Below are 19,011 nucleotides of genomic sequence, written 5' to 3'. Positions count from 1 at the left end.
TCAATCAAACGCTTTTTACTTAAATACGACAAGCATTAATCGCGTCTCTGGTTTCCATCGCAACCCGTCGCGCAGCCTGGCTATAGCTCTCCTCGGCTTGCGGTTTGGCGTACAAGATTGCTCGGGACGAATTGATCATCATCCCAGTTCCGCCAGCCGTTTTACCCGCGGCAACTGTCGCTGCGATATCTCCACCTTGCGCACCGATTCCCGGTACCAGCAAAGGCATATCACCAATGATCTGGCGTACCTGCGCTAGCTCCGCAGGAAAAGTTGCACCGACGACCAAGGCGCATTGGCCGTTAGTATTCCATTTGTCGGCTACCAATTGGGCGACATGCTGATACAGCGGTTTGCCGCCGACATCTAAAAATTGCAAATCCGATCCGCCTGCATTGGAGGTGCGGCACAAAACTATCGCGCCACGGTCTTTCCATTCCATGTACGGCGCGACTGAATCAAAACCCATATACGGATTGACTGTCACAGCATCGGCGTCATAGCGCTCAAACGCTTCACGCGCATATTGCTCGGCGGTTGCGCCGATATCGCCACGTTTGGCATCTAAAATAATCGGGATCGCCGGATACCTTGTTTTGATATAGCGGCAAATAGCTTCCAACTGATCTTCTGCCCGTAAGGCAGCAAAATACGCAATTTGTGGCTTGAATGAGCAGGCGAGATCCGCGGTCGCATCAATCATAGTTTTACAAAATGCAAAAATCGCATCTGGCTGCTGCGCGATCTCTGCGGGAAAGCGAGATACATCAGGATCAAGCCCGACACACAACAAAGAATTATTTTTCGCCCAAGCGGCGGAGAGTTTTTCGATGAACGTCACGATTTACCTTAGGGTGTGTTCAGAGCAACGATGTTGATCCGAACAGTAAAATGCAATTTGATGCATGAATTAATATGAGGACTTACGCAAAACCGCTCCAGCTGCGTTGTAGCTCTTAGTTGTACTAAAGTACTATCGTCGTCGCTACGTCTTGCTGGATCATTTTGCGTAAGTCCTGGATATATGAAATAGTCGACATTATAACGTGTGACATTATGAGAACTTACTCAAAACTGCCGCTGCGTCGTGGTAAAGGTACCGTCTTTATTTGATAATCTGGCCTAGAGCGCCGATAATTCATGCACACTTTATGCAATTTCTGGCAAGACGTAACATTCAGATCCACCATCATCAGCGTATCAATACAGCAATGAAAAATACCTCTAAAAATAGTTCTAAAGATAGCACTACTGCTGAAGTCGATTTACTGGCACTAGACAATCAATTCTGCTTCGCGCTGTATTCTGCGTCCCTGGCGATGACTAAGACGTATAAACCCTTGTTAGAAAAAATCGGCCTGACCTATCCACAATACCTGGTCATGATCGTGCTGTGGGAGCATGATGGCATTCTGGTTAAAGATATAGGCGAGGCGCTATTCCTGGATTCTGGCACGTTAACGCCGCTATTAAAGAGGATGGAAGCCGCCGATCTGCTGCAACGTACACGCGACGAGATCGATGAACGCCAGGTCAGAATCACTTTGACTAAAGAAGGGAAGCAACTGAAAAAAGCTGCCAAAGAAATCCCTCTGCAAATTATGTGTGCCAGTGGGCAAACGAAAGAAACCTTAATCAATCTGCGGTCTCAGTTATCGCAAATCAGAGGTGATTTAACGGAGAGCAACTTAGGCTAACCGAGCAGTATCGTTCGACAAACATTACCCAAAAGAATTGCTTGAGATATTTGTATGGTTAGATTTTTAAATGCGGTTTTTAAATACGGGTTTTAAATAAGTTTACTAAATATTTATTTAAATTTAGATTGCGCACAATTTAATTGTGTACTATTATATTTTCACTGGCAGCGATAATGCCAAAACGGCGTAGTTAGAATTTCAGAGTAAGTAGATCGAAAATTAGTCGCAGCAACATTTATTTCAGCTTGATCAATTATTTATTTGGACTAAACTCATTAGTCCAATCCAACAGGAGAATCACATGCAAGTACTTTACACAGCAAACGCAACAGCAACTGGTGGTCGTGATGGCACAGCAGCTAGTAACGACAATCACCTCGCCGTTAAACTGAGCACACCTAAAGAACTAGGCGGTGCAGGCGGCGAAGGTACTAACCCGGAGCAAATGTTCGCTGCTGGTTATTCCGCTTGTTTTATTGGCGCAATGAAATTTGTCGCCGCTGCAACTAAAGTAGCATTGCCAGCGGATACATCCGTCAACGGCTTAGTCGGTATTGGCCCAAATGACAAAGGCGGTTTTGGTTTAGAAGTTGCGTTAAATGTTTCCATCCCTGGCATGGATCGCGCAGCTGCGGAAGCCCTCGTTGCTAAGGCGCATGAAGTTTGCCCATATTCAAATGCAACCCGCGGCAATATTGATGTCAAAGTCACTGTGCTGTAAAAAGTAAGTTGGATCGAATTAAATGTCAGTTAAAGCCCGAGTCGTTCGGGCTTTTTTATTGCCCAGTCTTTTTTATTACCTGTCTCCGATATTGCTAGAATGAAGGATTACTGTCACAACCAAGGCGACTGATCCAATCGCGAATAAGGCTGCTATCTGTGTCTCATATCATGTCCAATAACATTCCCAGCACCATTCCCTACATCAACAAGCAAACTCTACAACAGACTTTGACTTATGCTGATCTGATACCTGCTTTAAAACTTGCATTTGCCAGCAATATCATTGCGCCAAAAAGGCATGTATATAGTTTGTCTGAACAGCCGGTTTCTACCTTGCTGTTAATGCCAGTCTGGCAGCCACAAGGCACGACCGGTGTGAAGCTGGTGACAGTGGCTCCGCAAAATACCTTGCTGCCCTCTGTGCATGCGGTATTTATATTGTTTGATACTGTGAGTGGCGTGCCGCTGGCATTGATAGATGGTGAGGAGTTGACGTTACGGCGTACGGCAGCCGCATCTGCGCTAGCATCCAGCTATGCGTCCCGCATTGATAGTGAACATCTGTTGATGGTTGGTACGGGCAGCTTAATTCCTTACCTTGCCTGCGCCCATAGCCAAGTACGAGCGATCAAACAAATTACGGTCTGGGGACGATCGGCAGATAAAGCGACGCAAACCCTCAAGGCTATTCAAGCGCAGACAGAATTACCTGCGCATATCCGGCTTAGCATCGCCACCGATCTGGCAAGCGCTGTCAGTCAAGCAGATGTGATCAGTTGCGCCACCACCAGCACCACGCCGATTGTGCTGGGTGAATGGGTCAAAGCCGGAACTCATATCGATCTGGTCGGCGGTTTTACTCCTGGCATGCGGGAGGTTGACGATCTGCTGATGTCCAAAGCAACTGTGTTTGTCGACACCTACGAAGGTGCGATTGCAGAAGCCGGCGACCTGACCCAAACTTTGCAAAACGGCAGCCTACAACGCAGCGCCATCGTCGCCGAGCTGGCAGAGTTGGTCAGCCAGCAGCATGCAGGGCGCAGTGATGATCAGCAAATCACGGTATTTAAATCTGTAGGGACGGCGATAGAGGATTTATGCGGTGCTAATTTAGCCTGGCAAGTGCATCAGCGTGGTGTTGAATAATTAGGAACGAACTTTTGTCAGTGGTGACGACAAGTTGTGTCACTAAAAATTCTTACTTGAGGGAGCGCAGCGATCACTATTTTTCGCTGACAATCTACATATACTGGATATTAGTATATTTTAATCGTCCATATAATCTCTGGACAATAAGGCATATTTATAAAAAAATAAGGGGAGTATATTAAAATCTCCCTTTATTTGGATTACTCGCTCAATGCTTCTTTAGCCGCTTGCTCTGGCGTCAAACCATCAAAGAATAAATCAGTAAACCAATCGATCTCCTCTTCAATATGATCCTGTGCCTGACGCAAAGTCGCGCCGCCTTTGACCAGAAAACCTTCTACCTCAGTACACCATGCGATGAGGGCAGCGGTTTCTGGATCTATTTCTTCTTTCTTTGCCATTTGTCATCACCCTTGTGGTCAAAATAAAGCGTCCCTTTAAAACAGGAAGTCGCTAAGACAAGACTCTAGCATGATGTTATCTACACTTATCAACTCATTCTTGAATTCAGTCCCTAGCCATCTACACAAATCCAAGATTACGTTTAGTCGCGTCAAAATTATGCAGGTTCGGCAATAGCGTCAGCAAGTCAGAATCCGACGCGCCCATCCACTTACCCAGCGTTGCCGCGTACTGGTCTACCGAGGTACTTGGCAACAAGCGTCCTTGGCCTACATCGTCTGGCCCGTCGCTAGCAACAATCGGTGGTGTGCCATAAAAGCTTTGGCCATTGACTGCGCCGCCCATCATAAAATGCATGCTGCCCCAACCATGATCTGAACCGTCGTTATTGCCGCTTAATGTTCGCCCAAAATCAGACGCGGTGAAACTGGTGACATTGTTCGCCACACCTAATTCTTGGGTCGCTTTATAAAATGCCGACATCGCATCTGCCACACTGGTCAGTAAACCGGGGTGGATATCGAGCAAACCATCATGCGTATCAAAGCCCCCCATAGACACAAAAAACACTTGCCTTTTTGCGCCCAAACTACTGGCAGCAGAAATCATTTTTGCCACCATTTTGAGCTGATCACCCAAATTATTATTCGTCGGAAAAACTGTCGTTAAAGCCGGCGCACCCGCTAAGGCGCTAGTCAGGACTTGGTTGGCATCCATAGATCGTCTGGTCACGCGGTTGTATTCCGTCGCGAATAAATTGCCACCCGTTTGGGTCATCAGTGTTTGCAGCGCAGTCGAGCATGCGGCTGATCCAAACAAGGGCTTGGTACTGGCATTTAAGGGGACAGAACCGCTGGTAGAAACCTGATATTGCACCGCCGTGTTACCCGACAAATATACTGCGTTGCCAGATACGTTGACGCAAGTAAAAGTCGTGTTGCCATTGCTGGACTCAAACAAGTCACCCATGCGTCCGCCCCAGCCAGACACCGCACCTTCTGGCGCCGACGATTGCCATACCGATTGCTGGTCATTATGTGAGAATAATTTAGGGGGCAATAACACCGATTTATTGGTGTATTGCAGCTTGGTCGTCGGTTGTACTAAGGTGCCGACGTTCAGCATCACGCCCATTTTCCCTGCATTAAAAATCGGTAGCAATGGTGCCAGCTCTGGTGCCAACGCATATTGCCGGCTCACGCCTGCGGTATCGACGGGGGCGACTTTCGGCACCAGAATTGTGGAGCTCAAACTGTCGCGGGCGTAACACAGGGTTGGGCGCAGTTGTTGATACAAAGAGTAGTTGGTGGTGTCATAAGGTATCAGCGTATTGCCATAGTCATTGCCACCGTATAAAAAAATGCAAACGGTCGCTTTGTAATCGGTCGCATTCGCTGCTGAGGCCTCTGCCATCGCGGCTAAATTAATCGCCCATGGCGTAGCGACACCAGCTAATGACAAGGCGCTGGCCTTTTTTAAAAATGCCCGGCGTGATGCATCCATCCGAATAATGTTTTTCATGATTTCCCTTTGCTATTTTTAGATGGACTACTTTTGTACAATGAAATCTGGCGACGCCAGGATCATCGTCAGCGCTGCATAAATCCGGTTATACCGCACCGCGTCGCTACCGCTTGGCATGCCATTAATCGCATTGAGAATCAGGCTATATGTCGTGCTGCTCAACTGGCTGGCAACCAGAACCAAGTTCAATTCGTCCAGCAAGGATTGCGCGTTGTCTGCCAATGGTAATAAGCTGCTGTAATCGGCTTTTACATCGCCAATCCCGGTACTGACCGCACGCTGCATATAATTGACATAGCCGATGACGGTTGATTCGTTCGTGATCTGAAACTCTGGCGCGACTAAAGATGCGCTGTCAAATCCCGTGTTAGGTGGGACGTAACCGGGGCGAAAAAAATTAAATACCGATGGCGAGCGCAAAGGACTTTGTCCTAATGCGGTGGCGGGATTTGTAGTGTCGCCAATTTGCCAGGCATTGGTCGCCGAGCTGGCATTAAATGCTCTAGCCCAGGCGGTAAAGCGCAAAATCGGCTCACGCAATTTTCCAAAGTTGGGATCGGTAATTCCGGCATCACTACGCGCCTCGGTATCTAGCAAAATTGCTTTGATGACTGCTTTTAAATTACCTTTGACACCGGTGCCGTCATTACTAAATGCCGTCGTAACACGTTGTATATACGCCGGACTTGGGTTGCTTGTAACTAAGCCCTGTAGTAGCTGGCGGCTGATAAAGGGCGCAATATTGGGATGTGCGAAAATGCCATCCAGAGCCATTTGTAAACTATCGACACCATTGGTACCTGCCGGGATAGTGATGCCCAAAAAATCTTTTTCACCCAGCTCGTGACGAGCGGGTATTTGTGTCATTGGCCGGCGTAAAAAATCTGGCGTGTTGGTTTTCAACGCATCCAGATTAAAGTCCCAGCCTGTGAACACTCTTGCCAACCCGGTGATATCGGTCAGAACATAAGTTTCTTGCGAGACGCCGTTGACCTGCTGCACCGAACCATCCTGATTTAGCTTTAGCAAACCAATACTGAACAACTGCATTAATTCGCGTGCATAGTTTTCATCTGGCAGCGCACCGGTGGCCGGATTGTATTTAACGTTACCGCGAAAAGTCAGAAACTGTCCCATCGCAGCGCTGGTCGAAATTTGCTGCAACAAAGTACGATAATTACCAAACACATTGGCTTCTAATAAATCAAGATACGCAGCCGCCGAAAATGCGCGCCAGCCACCGCCGATCAAACCATCAATCGCCGCTACCGTGATTTCAGAAATAGCAAAGGTCAGGCGCTGTCGTAATGTATCGGGAGATGAAAGTAGCTTGGACCAGGCAGCAGAATCAAAACCCGCTTCTGAGTTCTGATAAGTAGCGGCATTAAACCCCTTAGTTACCAACCAATCAAACCGAGCAGTCGATGCAGGCAAGGCGAATTGCGCATCCAGCCAGCCAGAATAACCAAGTAGCTGTACCTGCGCGATTTGTGCTCTGTTCGCACCCATCGACGCCTGCACTAAAAAGCGCGCAGCCTGGGCGGCAGTAATGCCGACGGGCGGTGTGACCGGTGGTGTTACTGGAGGAGTAACAGGCGGACTGACGGGTCCAGAACTCGTGCCAGAAGATGTTGCGACAGCACCTGAGCCACCGCCACCGCAAGCGCTTAGTGACAAGGCTGATAATGCTGACAATCCTGCAAGTACGCCATTAGCAAGAGTCGTACTAGATAGATTTATCCTGGCTTTATTATTATCGTCCGTTGACTCAGGTGGGTTGTTTGATGCGATCGGCGCGGATATATCCGTCAAACTCGTGTTCTCTGACATGTACTGCCTCCGTTGCGATGGGCTGTTTTCTAAACGTTCTATTAGTTTCGATCTTGTTTTCACACATTGAAACAATAGATAACTTGAACCTAATTGCCTATTCGCACTTTGTAAGTAGATGTCACACCGTTTTTAGTAACTGCTAGACAAGCGCAAATGCACTCTCATCGGTGATTGCTTGATTATGTAAAGAAGAAATAACAAATACGCGATAAAACTCGTCAAGCCTGCTTACGGAAGTCTTCATTTGTTACAAATTAGCAGGAACGTTTTTGGGTCAGATCAGCACGAAGGCAAGTCCGTAAGTCACAAAGTATCAACTTTCTTAATATCATCAGCAAAGATTCCCAAACTAGCTCAAAATAAGCGTTGATTCATCAACGACGTAGCCAGCCTTTTGTACTTGTCAGCGTGCCTTTTATCTGTCGCCTCAGTACAACTCCCCCGATATCAACCTAATGGAGAAGCAAGCCATGACCTCTCTCAATATCAATAACAAAGAACATACTCTCGATGCCGATCCCAGTACGCCAGTGTTGTGGGCCTTACGCGATTCGCTGGGTCTGACTGGCACCAAGTTTGGCTGCGGTCAGGCTTTGTGCGGCGCCTGCACCGTGCATATCAACGGGCAAGCTACGCGTTCTTGCGTCACGCCGATTTCTGCAGTGGCAGGACAAAAGATCACGACGATCGAAGGCATGTCCGGCGACAAAGTTGGCAAGGTAGTGCAAGACGCCTGGGTGAAGCATGACGTCGCGCAGTGCGGCTACTGCCAAAGCGGACAGATCATGAGCGCGACAGCGCTTCTGAAGTCGAATAAAAAACCGAGCGATGCCGATATTGATGCCGCAATGGCGGGCAATATCTGCCGTTGTGGAACCTATGTCCGTATCCGCGCTGCAATCCATGATGCAGCCACCCACCTTGCCTGAACCAGGAGACGATCATGCATTTTGATATCAGTAATGAATTACCAAAACAATTGCAAGCCATGTTCGAGCAAGAGTCCGGCGCAAACAATGCTGTCAGCGCACAAGCTGACCTGCCACGTCGCCGTTTTTTAAAAGTTGCGACCATCAGCGGTTTTGCTCTCGGCGTATATCCGCTCATCGGCAACGCACAAAACAGTCAAGATTCGGTTACAGCGAAAGCCGGCGGACTGAAAGCAATCGAACAACCAGCGGCGTTTGTCCGGATTGATAAAGATGGTACGACCACGATCACCATCAACCGGCTCGATTTTGGACAAGGTGTGCAGACTGGTTTACCGCTGATACTGGCAGAAGAGCTGGATGCCGACTGGAGCAAAGTCAAGAGTGTGCATGGTGACAGCAACCCTGCCTATGTTGATCCTGTGTTTGGAATTCATTTAACGGGCGGTTCCAGTTCGATCAAAAATTCGTACACACAGTATCGCGAACTAGGCGCGCGTACACGCGCCATGCTGGTCGCTGCAGCAGCGAAGCAATGGAATGTAGATGCCAGCAGTTTAAAAACACAAAATGGTGTCGTGATCGGCCCGGGCGGTAAAAAGTTAAGTTACGGTGAACTGGCAGAAGCAGCGATGAGCCAGCCGGTACCAGAAAAAGTGACGCTCAAAGATCCGAAGAATTTCCGTCTGATCGGTAAACCTACCGGGCGCCTTGATGCCAGAGCAAAATCGACTGGCTCGCAACAATACGGGATCGATACCCATCTGCCTGGCATGTTGACAGCGGTCGTTGCCCGCCCTCCGGTATTCGGTGCAAAAATTGCCAGCGTAGACGACACAGCCGCCAAAGCAATGCGCGGCGTGAAGGCCGTTATCCGCATCCCGGTTGATCGTGGTGGAGAGGGTATTGCCGTGATTGCCGATGGCTACTGGTCTGCCAAGCAAGCCCGTGACGCACTCAAAATCCAATGGGATAACTCGGCTGTTGAAAAAGCAGATAGTGCGCAATTATTAGTGAGCTACAAAGAGCTGTCGAAACAAACTGGTAAGCTGAAATTTAACGACGATATTTCAAGCATGGCGGCAGCACCAATGAAGATCGATGCTGAATTCGTCTTCCCATTTTTAGCGCATACGCCGATGGAGCCACTCAATTGCACCGTGGCGATCAATGGTGACAAAGTAGAACTATGGGTAGGAACACAAATGCCAGGCATAGACGGTCTTGCAGCGTCAAAAGTATTGGGAATCCCACCGCAAAACGTCAAGGTCAACACGCAAATGGCAGGCGGTGGATTTGGTCGCCGGGCAGTGCCGACCAGCGATTTTGTGGCAGAAGCATGCACTGTTGCCAAAGCCGCCAAGACCGCAGGATTGACCGCGCCGGTTCGCACGTTGTGGAGTCGTGAAGATGATGTCAAAGGCGGTTACTACCGGCCTATGCATGTGCATCGGGCACAAATCGGTTTTGATGCCAAGGGAAAAATCGCCGGTTGGGATCATGTGGTCGTAGGACAATCGATTCTGGCTGGCACACCGTTTGAAGCCATGATGGTTAAAGACGGGATTGACTCCACCGCACTGGAAGGGATGAAAGAGCCATACGAAATTCCTATGCGTCTGTCAGTACATCATCCCAAAGTCAATGTGCCGGTATTGTGGTGGCGCAGCGTCGGCTCTACTCATACCGCTTTCGTGATGGAAACCTTGCTCGACGAGATTGCAACAATGACCAAGCAAGATCCGGTCGCTTATCGTTTAAGCCTGATCGGCGATCAGCATCCGCGTCATAAAGCCGCCTTACAATTAGCCGTCGCTCAGTCCGGCTATGGTAAAAAGACCTTAGCCAAAGGTCATGCGTGGGGCGTTGCAGTGCATGAATCCTTCCAGACGGTCGTGGCTTATGTCGTAGAAGCCTCGGTCAAAGATGGCACACCGACACTGCATAACGTCACAGCAGGCATCCATTGCAATCTTGCCGTTAATCCTAAGAGTATCGAAGCTCAAGTCCAGGGCGGTGCGTTGATGGGTTTATCGATGTGCTTACCGGGTGCGGCGATCACTCTAAAAGATGGCGTGGTGGAACAAAGTAATTTCGGTGATTATGTCGTGCCACGAATTACAGAAATGCCAAAAGTCAGCGTGCATATCGTACCAAGTGCGGATGCACCGACCGGTATGGGCGAACCTGGATTACCTCCGCTGGCGCCGGCTTTTGCAAATGCGATTGCTAAAGCGACTGGCAAACGCTTACGCGAATTGCCGTTCAAACTAGCGTAATCATCCTGCGGTAATCACGGCATAAATATAATCGGGGTAGCGTAATCGAATAGATTCGCTATCCCGATTTTTTTCATCGTTGTCGATTTTCTTTTTGCACCATGTAGAGTCGTGCTAAACGGATATTTTTGATGACTTTTTGATTCCAAATCAAAATTAAAAAAAATTCAACATAACTTCATCATCGATAAGCATCTGATTATTAAAGTATTTTTAATATTTCACTTCAATCAGCCTTGAAATAGGCGTCTTCCGCCCATATAATTAGCACTCGTCGGGAGAGAGTGCTAACAATCTCTGACCTGTACTTATTTTTGTAGCAACCATTATTTAAATATCATCTTTGTCCGTGAGACACCGGTAACGTTGCAGAGCATCGCAGCACAGTGTCTTACATTATTTTGTAAAACCATTGCTATTTTTAGCTAATCACAAGGAGTTTGTATGAACCTTCGTCCCCTGCACGACCGCATTATCGTCAAGCGTCTGGATCAAGAAACAAAAACAGCATCTGGCATCGTATTGCCTGACGCGGCGGCTGAAAAACCAGATCAAGGTGAAGTTTTGGCGGTTGGTAACGGCAAACAACTCGACGACGGCAAAGTACGTCCATTAGAAGTCAAAGTGGGCGACCGCGTCCTGTTTGGCAAATATTCTGGTCAAGCAGTCAAAGTTGACGGCAATGAAGTTCTGGTAATGCGCGAAGAAGACGTTTTCGCAGTCGTTCAGAAGTAATTCATTTTTTGTAATTCAGTCTGTTATTTACTCTGTAATGCAGACTGAAAACAATATTCCATTCAAGATTCTGGAGATTTAACATGGCAGCTAAACAAGTAATTTTCGGCGATGATGCACGCGCTAAGATCGTTAATGGCGTTAACATCCTTGCTAACGCAGTTAAAGTAACACTGGGCCCTAAAGGTCGTAACGTTGTCCTGGAACGCTCTTTCGGCGCACCTACAGTGACTAAAGATGGTGTTTCAGTCGCTAAAGAAATCGAACTCAAAGACAGATTAGAAAACATGGGCGCGCAGCTCGTGAAAGAAGTTGCTTCACGCACTTCTGACAACGCTGGTGACGGTACAACAACAGCAACTGTATTGGCACAAGCGATTGTTCGCGAAGGTTTCAAATACGTTGCTGCTGGTTTCAACCCAACTGATCTGAAGCGCGGTATCGACAAAGCGGTTACAGCCATCGTTGCTGAAATCAAAGTGTTGTCCAAGCCAACTACAACCAACAAAGAGATCGCTCAAGTTGGTTCTATCTCTGCTAACTCCGATGCAAACATCGGCGACATCATTGCAAAAGCAATGGACAAAGTCGGCAAAGAAGGCGTAATCACTGTTGAAGATGGTAAATCTTTAGACAATGAGCTGGACATCGTTGAAGGTATGCAGTTTGACCGTGGCTACCTGTCACCGTACTTCATCAACAACCCGGAAAAACAATCCGTGATTCTGGAAAATCCGTTCATCCTGTTGTTCGACAAAAAAATCTCGAACATCCGTGATTTGCTCCCAATCTTGGAACAAGTCGCTAAATCAGGTCGTCCATTGCTGATCATCGCAGAAGATGTCGATGGCGAAGCATTGGCCACTCTGGTTGTCAACAACATCCGTGGCATTCTGAAAACAGCCGCTGTTAAGGCGCCTGGTTTTGGTGATCGTCGTAAAGCGATGTTGGAAGATATCGCTATCCTGACTGGCGGCCAAGTAATTGCTGAAGAAGTTGGTCTGACATTAGAAAAAGCGACTTTGGCTGATCTGGGTCAAGCTAAACGTATCGAAATCGGTAAAGAAAACACGACAGTGATTGATGGTGCTGGTCAAGCTGTTGGTATCGAAGCACGCGTTAAACAAATCCGCGCGCAAATCGAAGAAGCAACTTCTGACTACGACCGTGAAAAACTGCAAGAACGCGTTGCCAAGTTGGCAGGCGGCGTTGCTGTGATCAAGGTTGGTGCTGCAACTGAAGTTGAAATGAAAGAGAAAAAAGCCCGCGTTGAAGATGCTCTGCACGCGACTCGCGCTGCGGTAGAAGAAGGCGTTGTTCCTGGCGGTGGTGTTGCTCTGTTGCGCGCACGTCAAGCTGCTGGCGTCATCAAAGGTGACAATCCAGATCAAGAAGCCGGTATCAAACTGGTGTTGAAAGCGATCGAAGCGCCATTGCGTGAAATCGTTGCTAACGCCGGTGGCGAGCCAAGCGTTGTTGTCAACGCCATCATTAACGGCACAGGTAACTTCGGTTTCAACGCTGCTAACGATACTTATGGCGACATGATCGAAATGGGTATTCTGGACCCAGCAAAAGTAACACGCTCTGCTTTGCAAAATGCAGCGTCTGTCGCTGGCTTGATCTTGACAACTGATGCTTTGGTTGCCGAATTACCAGATGACAAATCTGGTGGTATGAGCGGCGGCATGGGTGGTATGGGCGGCATGGGCGGTATGGACGGCATGATGTAATTCCGCAAGGAATAACTTCGCTGAACGTGGCGTGCAATACGCCACATTAGGTAAGCAAAAGCTAAGCAAAAAAGCTTCACAGTGAAAACTGTGGAGCTTTTTTATTTTGTAAGATTAACTGTGTACAGAGTTAGGGGATAGCATGAAATCATACGGCTGCAAACCAAGAATGAATATACTCATAGTATGTATATTTAAATCGTCCATATAATCATTGGACAATAAGTATATTTTTTATAATTTAATGGGGAGTATATTTATTTTCGGTTATTCCATGCCGTGCCGGGCAAATCGAAAGAGGATAAAACTATTCAGGCAAGACAACGCATCTGTGTAAATACAACGTCAATCTGTTGAAAATAAATAATGTTCTTAGAGTAATATTCTTAACAGAGAAATTTATACTTGTACAACGCAAGATTTCTCTAATGCATTCTCATCCGTGTTCAGATGTAGGGCTTAAGCAAAGTTGCTAACCGAGTGACGCAAAAGCAGTTTGCTGCAAGTCCGGACATTATTTCAATAACGACTTACAAGACCATAGAGCCATGATGAAATCACTGTCAGCACGTCTACCCGCTATTAGTTACTTTCTATTCGCAGGTTTTTTAATTGCTACCGCTTTACGCACCCACAACGACACTACGATTGCGATTGTTTGTAGCTCTGTTCTCATGTTTGCAATGTGTTGGGCCAATGCCATCCATTTGCTTGGTGGCAAAGCAGCACTCAAGTTTGTCGCGATTGCCCTGAGTTTTGGCTGGTTTGCCGAGCAAATGGGAGCATCACATGGCTGGTTTTTTGGTAGCTACACCTACACCGAGGTGCTGGGCTGGCGCTTAGGTGATGTGCCGATGGTGATCCCGCTAATGTGGTTTGCGCTGACCTACTCTTGCTATGTGATCAGCAACTTGATTGTCTGGCGCACGCCGCTGGACACTTCCTCCGCGTCCGGCAATATATTGTTCATGTCGTTTTTAGCAGCGATGCTGGTGACTGCATTTGATCTGGGCGCAGACCCGTATATGGTATTCGTACTCAAAGCCTGGATCATGACCAAAACTGATGGCTGGTGGTTTGGCGAAACTATTCAGGGATTTTTTGGCTGGGTCTTTGTGTCGTCGATGATTTTACTGACCTTCCGCCTTTCCACTCGGGATGCGATTAAAAAACCCGGTGTGGCGTTTAGCAAACAAGAGGCACTGTTGCCGATGGGTTTATACGCCAGTGGGATGATCTTCCAGTTATTGCTAGGCTACCCTGTAGAAATCCGTAGCATGACCGTATTTGTGATGGGCATACCTTTGCTGTGCGCCTTTGCTGGCTGGTGGCAGTGGACGATAGAACCAGTGCCGCCGTCAGAAAGTAAAGTCAGCGATGCCGAATTAGACCAAGCCCAATATCAGGCGGACCCCTTGGCAGACAATACCATTGCCGCGATTCTCGGCCCTTGGGATGCGGCCACAGGAATCGATTTTTTGCGAGTACATGCCATGCACTGGCAAAAAATCGGCATCATCAATCAACAATTTGAGCAATGGCAATCCAACGCCGCCATCTATCACTGGACACCTGCCAACCCAGCCACGCCAGCCGATATCAGCGCCAACTTACAAAGCTATCTGCACGAAGGGCGTGCGCTACCGCCATGGGCAGATCTGGCGCAAATACATCGTGCCGAGACCTTGTTTATCGACTACGGCATGTTGTCGTGCTCTTTGCTTTTTTGCTCTAGCCTGCCGCAATGCTATGTCATACCCGACCTGTCGGCGGTATTGCATATTGCAGGACAATTAGAGAAACACACTGAGTACCGGGTACGCTCCACTGCGGCGATGATCTTCCCTGTCATGTTGGCGGGTGGGTTGACCAAACCAGACGGCAGCGGCGTCGCACAGATCCTTAAAGTACGCCTGATTCACGCCACCATACGTAACTTGATTTTGCATGGCAATCCTGCCGATCTGGTGCTGGCGTTGGGTAATCATCAAAATCAAAATGATGCCGGCGTCATACCGCCACTAGCCGCGGGCGCATTGCCAGAGACCTCCAACAATATGTACCAGGCACTGTTCTCACACGGCTGGAAGTTAGGCGAAGACGGTCTGCCTTGTAATCAGGAAGAGCTGGCTTATACCCTGCTCACCTTTGGTTATGTATTTTTGCGTAGTCTGCGCACACTGGGCTTAGGATTAGTTCAAGAAGACGAGCTGGCCTATTTGCATACATGGAATGTGGTAGGCCACATTTTAGGGATTCGACGCGAATTAATGGCTGAGACTATGGAACAAGCAGAAGCCCTGTTCAATCAGATGCAAGCCCGTGGTCGCGCAGATCCAATTGATCCCGATCCTCGCCCCGGCCTTGGTATGGCATTGATGAATACGATGGAAGCAATCATACCTATCCGCTTGATTAAACCTTTTCCTGTATTAATGACACGTTATTTATGCGGCACCAGAACAGCAAAAGATATTGGTATTGATGGCCGGGTGTCTTTGCTGTCGCGCATGGTGTTTAGTTTGGGTATGTTACTGATCAGGATGACCGATACCGTGGTGCGGCTGTTATTGCCAGAGTTCTCAATCTCACGCTTGATTACTCGCCTGCTGGGTAAGCAATTGATGAGCAAGATTCTGATGGATCAGACTCGGCCTTTAAAACTGCCTGAGCATCTTTTATATTCGGTAAATTCAACGATGGCAGACTGGCAAACCGACCCCAAAGCACCTGCATGGATGAACGCTTTAGAAGCGCGTTTGAGTAAACCTGCAACTAAGTAAGACACTAAGGTAGATACTAAGGCAGAAGATCAGCCCTCTTCCACAGCAAGTTAAGTCAGGCTTTGCATAAACAGAGAGGCAATCCCAGGGAGACACGAAGAGGGTAAAAAAAGGGAATGCAGAGCAATGCAAGCCAGGGCGAGATGGGCGAAATCAAGTAGCTAGATTTCGCCCATTCTCATATGCCAACAGTAGCAATTACTCATATACTCCCACGATTTTTTATGAAAAATACCTTATAGTCCAATGATTATATGGACAATATAAATATACTCACCCAAAGTATCTATATAGTCCGCAGCCTGCATCAAGATCCGTTGCGTCATCCTTAACAGAGTTGTGGAAGCGATTTTAGTTCATCCCAAAACATCTACAAGCGACAGAATGAACTTATTTTATCGACAAGGCTTTGGGGGATGACGAGTGGTTAACACGACAATATTCGCTGCGATTTTGGCAAAAATGCTGCTTGACAGAAAAACCTCAGCGACACGATACTCTTAACTTGGTTTTCCGCTGAACTGACGTACTTATTCTCACTGGCTTTTTTGCCACATCCATCTGCAACTCATGACAAGTAAATTGCATAGATTTGCTAAGTCCTTATTGCCTAAATACCGGCATCCTTCAATGCACCAATTTCAGGTGCTGCGTCACTGTATTTTATTCATTTTGCTTGCTGCACTCAGCTTGGGCTATGTTGGTGATAATGCCAATATAAGTTCAGCAGGCGCCACAAATTCCGCGTTTGCTCAGAGTCCGGCCAGTGCCCCAGGCAAACTCAGAAAAGCCATTAGCAATCACCAAACAACCCAGCAAACAGCACCGCTGCTGTTAACCGATAGCACTCCGCTGATCCATGCCTGGTCTGCAATCACCTTCTTGCCAGATGCCAGCGGCAAACTAAGTCTGAATGACGCCATCGCGCTCAGCAATCAATTTACCATCCCTCTGACAGCAACGGATACCCTAGGCTTGCGCAAAGATGTAGTTTGGTTACGCCTGCCCTTAACTGTTGCCGCCAATGGTGATGGCTTATGGGCTTTAGACATTGACTATCCAGTCCTAAACAAAATTGATGTCTATCTGATGCAAGGCCAAGATATGGTGCAACATCGGCTGCTAGGAAATATGCAACCCTATTCCCAACGCCCGATCACCAGCCGCTCTCACGCCTCCGGTTTACGGCTAAAACCAGGCTTGGACTACGTGATGTTTATGCGGGTAGAAACGATAGGTCCGATGATCTTGCCGATCACCCTGAGCAAGCCCTCCACCTTCCATGCACGCGCAATGGACGAGCAAATGCTGCAAGGCATTTTGACTGGTATCGCACTTTGTCTTTTGCTCTATAGCGTTGCTCAATGGTTTAGTCTGCGCGAATATCTGTTTATTAAATACGCTCTGCTGATCTCCGGCAGCTTACTATTTTCATTACTGCAATTTGGTGTGGGCGCGCAGTACGTTTGGACCGACAATGTCTGGATGGAACTCCATGCAGGCGGCCTATCTGCATTGATCGCTGCCTGTGGATCGTTTCTATTTATCGAGCAGGCGTTACAGAGTAAAGATCGCTATCGGCACTTTGGTTTTTTAATGAAAACAGGCGCGTGCCTGACCGTCTTTTTTGCCGTGCTTTACACGTTTGATCTGATCAATATTTACACGGTCACAGCCATCATCAGCACTTTGGGCTTAGCGCCCGCTGTACTTGGCATACCGGGCGCAATCACCCGTGCCCGCAGAGGCGATAAAGTGGGGATGTATTTCTTAAGCGGCTGGGCGGTTTATTTCATCACCACCGCGATCCTCATCGGGGTTATTCAAGGACAAATTCCGGCTAATTTTTGGACCATGCACTCATTCCAGTTTGGCGCAACTTTTGACATGCTGATTTTTATGCGCGTACTTGGCTTACGTACCAAAGCGATCCATATGGAAGCCCAAAACGTGAGTAAAGAACGTGACACCATGCATTCGTTAGCACATACCGATCCATTAACAGGACTACCTAACCGACGTGGCTTAAATACCAGCCTAGGCAACCTATTGCCACAAGCATCCGCAGAAAAAATTCTCGCCGTATATATGCTCGATCTGGATGGCTTTAAACAAGTCAATGATCAATACGGTCACGACATTGGCGATGAACTACTAATCGCTGTCGCCAAACGCTTGCAAGCTAATTTGCGCACCTCAGATCTTGTTTCACGACTCGGTGGGGATGAATTTGTGGTCATGTCGAGTGGGCTCAATAACGTACAGCAAGCAAACGATCTGGGACTTAAATTGCTGGATGCTTTTGACAGCCCGTTTGTCTTAAGTGAGCAAACTTGCAGCGTCGGCTTAACCATAGGCTACGCGCTGGCACCACAAGATGGGCACGATCCGATCAGCTTACTCAAACGTGCCGATGCCGCGATGTATGCAGGCAAGCAAGGCGGCAAACATTGTGTGCGCAGAGGTGAGGCGTCAGAGGGATTAAATTAGCTAAAAAACTTAAATCAAAACAGCATCGGAAGCAGAATAGTGCGATGTCTTAAGCGCTTCTTGCTGCCCTACAAATCCATCAAATGCATCCAGCAAAGGCTGGTACTTTTCCGATGTATTCTCCAACATCATCAATGCATAACAAGTCGCTTCCAAACTAGAAAGCTGATCCGGCTTATGTGCTTTGCGAATCCGGTATAACGACGTTGCCGTGTCCCGCAAAGGCAGACGAGGCAATGTTTGCAGCAGCGGATTAAGGTACAACATTTTTCGACTTTTACGCCAGGTGCCATCCAGCACGATCAAACGTATTTTGTCAGGCTGCGCCAATAATCTAACATCAAAAACAGGCGCAGGCATCACACCTATTCCCTGATCTTGCGGCGTTTCCGGGTACAGCAATATGCTATTTTTTCCGGGTACATCCAGTAAGGATTTAAGCAAAGATTCTTCAAATTTCTCACCGATACAAATTTGACTTCCGGTCAAACTTAAATGTAGCAAGCGTGCGCTACCTTTTGCATTTTGTACTTCTAGCGGATGCTGCAAAATCACGATCTCAACTTGGGGATTAATAGCGACAATCCAATGGCAAATACAAGTGCTTTGCGGACGCAGACAACGCGTACAACTGCTACGCTTTGCAGTCTGGGTTGTACCCTGCTGGGTACTTAACCCCGTACAAGATTTAGTCGCTGCATTCATTTTATTTTTATCAAATTTTGACTATT

General features: G+C 47.7%; 14 protein-coding genes. 9 read left to right on the top strand and 5 right to left on the bottom strand.

What is annotated here, in order from left to right; genetic code table 11:
- Positions 1 to 19: 19 nt before the first annotated feature.
- A complete protein-coding gene (pyrF, locus tag AAKU64_RS07675; protein WP_354331660.1) occupies positions 20 to 841 on the bottom strand; it encodes an orotidine-5'-phosphate decarboxylase in 822 nt (273 codons plus the stop codon).
- Positions 842 to 1,211: 370 nt separating this feature from the next.
- Here pyrF and AAKU64_RS07670 point away from each other — a divergent pair, with 370 nt between their 5' ends.
- The 3 genes from AAKU64_RS07670 (at position 1,212) to lhpI (ending at position 3,569) form a co-directional block, all read left to right on the top strand.
- Positions 1,212 to 1,697 (top strand): MarR family winged helix-turn-helix transcriptional regulator, encoded by a 486-nt coding sequence (locus tag AAKU64_RS07670; protein WP_354331662.1) that lies wholly within the window; start codon positions 1,212 to 1,214, stop codon positions 1,695 to 1,697.
- Between the two features lie 304 nt (positions 1,698 to 2,001).
- Positions 2,002 to 2,421: an organic hydroperoxide resistance protein gene (locus AAKU64_RS07665; RefSeq protein WP_322119686.1), complete on the top strand. Its 420-nt coding sequence runs from the start codon at positions 2,002 to 2,004 to the stop codon at positions 2,419 to 2,421.
- 170 nt (positions 2,422 to 2,591) lie between these two features.
- A complete protein-coding gene (lhpI, locus tag AAKU64_RS07660; RefSeq protein WP_354331664.1) occupies positions 2,592 to 3,569 on the top strand; it encodes a bifunctional Delta(1)-pyrroline-2-carboxylate/Delta(1)-piperideine-2-carboxylate reductase in 978 nt (325 codons plus the stop codon).
- Between the two features lie 203 nt (positions 3,570 to 3,772).
- Here the strand turns inward: lhpI and AAKU64_RS07655 are convergent, their stop codons facing one another.
- The 3 genes from AAKU64_RS07655 to AAKU64_RS07645 form a co-directional block, all read right to left on the bottom strand.
- A complete protein-coding gene (locus tag AAKU64_RS07655; RefSeq protein ID WP_322119688.1) occupies positions 3,773 to 3,973 on the bottom strand; it encodes a hypothetical protein in 201 nt (66 codons plus the stop codon).
- 121 nt (positions 3,974 to 4,094) lie between these two features.
- Positions 4,095 to 5,495: a DUF1501 domain-containing protein gene (locus AAKU64_RS07650; RefSeq protein ID WP_354331666.1), complete on the bottom strand. Its 1,401-nt coding sequence runs from the start codon at positions 5,493 to 5,495 to the stop codon at positions 4,095 to 4,097.
- A 27-nt stretch (positions 5,496 to 5,522) separates the two neighbouring features.
- Positions 5,523 to 7,328, bottom strand: coding sequence for a DUF1800 domain-containing protein (locus AAKU64_RS07645; protein WP_354361959.1), 1,806 nt, complete (start codon positions 7,326 to 7,328; stop codon positions 5,523 to 5,525).
- A gap of 473 nt (positions 7,329 to 7,801) precedes the next feature.
- Between AAKU64_RS07645 and AAKU64_RS07640 the strand changes: the two genes are divergently transcribed.
- The 6 genes from AAKU64_RS07640 (at position 7,802) to AAKU64_RS07615 (ending at position 18,280) form a co-directional block, all read left to right on the top strand.
- Positions 7,802 to 8,260: a (2Fe-2S)-binding protein gene (locus AAKU64_RS07640; protein ID WP_354331670.1), complete on the top strand. Its 459-nt coding sequence runs from the start codon at positions 7,802 to 7,804 to the stop codon at positions 8,258 to 8,260.
- Between the two features lie 14 nt (positions 8,261 to 8,274).
- Entirely contained in the window at positions 8,275 to 10,539 is a 2,265-nt protein-coding gene (locus tag AAKU64_RS07635; protein WP_354331672.1) for a xanthine dehydrogenase family protein molybdopterin-binding subunit, read from the top strand.
- A 444-nt stretch (positions 10,540 to 10,983) separates the two neighbouring features.
- Complete coding sequence (gene groES / locus AAKU64_RS07630; RefSeq protein ID WP_322119693.1) at positions 10,984 to 11,274, top strand: co-chaperone GroES; 291 nt, start codon at positions 10,984 to 10,986, stop codon at positions 11,272 to 11,274.
- Positions 11,275 to 11,357: 83 nt separating this feature from the next.
- Complete coding sequence (groL, locus tag AAKU64_RS07625) at positions 11,358 to 13,007, top strand: chaperonin GroEL (RefSeq protein ID WP_354331674.1); 1,650 nt, start codon at positions 11,358 to 11,360, stop codon at positions 13,005 to 13,007.
- Between the two features lie 548 nt (positions 13,008 to 13,555).
- Positions 13,556 to 15,790 carry a carotenoid biosynthesis protein gene (locus AAKU64_RS07620; protein WP_354331676.1) on the top strand — a complete coding sequence of 745 codons (2,235 nt, stop codon included), beginning with the start codon at positions 13,556 to 13,558 and terminating at the stop codon, positions 15,788 to 15,790.
- Between the two features lie 570 nt (positions 15,791 to 16,360).
- Positions 16,361 to 18,280 carry a diguanylate cyclase domain-containing protein gene (locus AAKU64_RS07615; protein WP_354361958.1) on the top strand — a complete coding sequence of 640 codons (1,920 nt, stop codon included), beginning with the start codon at positions 16,361 to 16,363 and terminating at the stop codon, positions 18,278 to 18,280.
- Between the two features lie 9 nt (positions 18,281 to 18,289).
- On the opposite strand, the gene AAKU64_RS07610 is transcribed toward AAKU64_RS07615, so the two are convergent.
- The gene (locus tag AAKU64_RS07610) at positions 18,290 to 18,985 is read right to left on the bottom strand and encodes a tRNA-uridine aminocarboxypropyltransferase (protein ID WP_354331679.1); all 696 of its coding nucleotides are present in this window, start codon (positions 18,983 to 18,985) and stop codon (positions 18,290 to 18,292) included.
- Positions 18,986 to 19,011: the final 26 nt, after the last annotated feature.

This window comes from Undibacterium sp. GrIS 1.8 (assembly GCF_040544445.1).
Taxonomy (GTDB): Bacteria; Pseudomonadota; Gammaproteobacteria; order Burkholderiales; family Burkholderiaceae_D; genus Undibacterium.
This window is presented reverse-complemented; position numbering and strand designations above follow the sequence as displayed.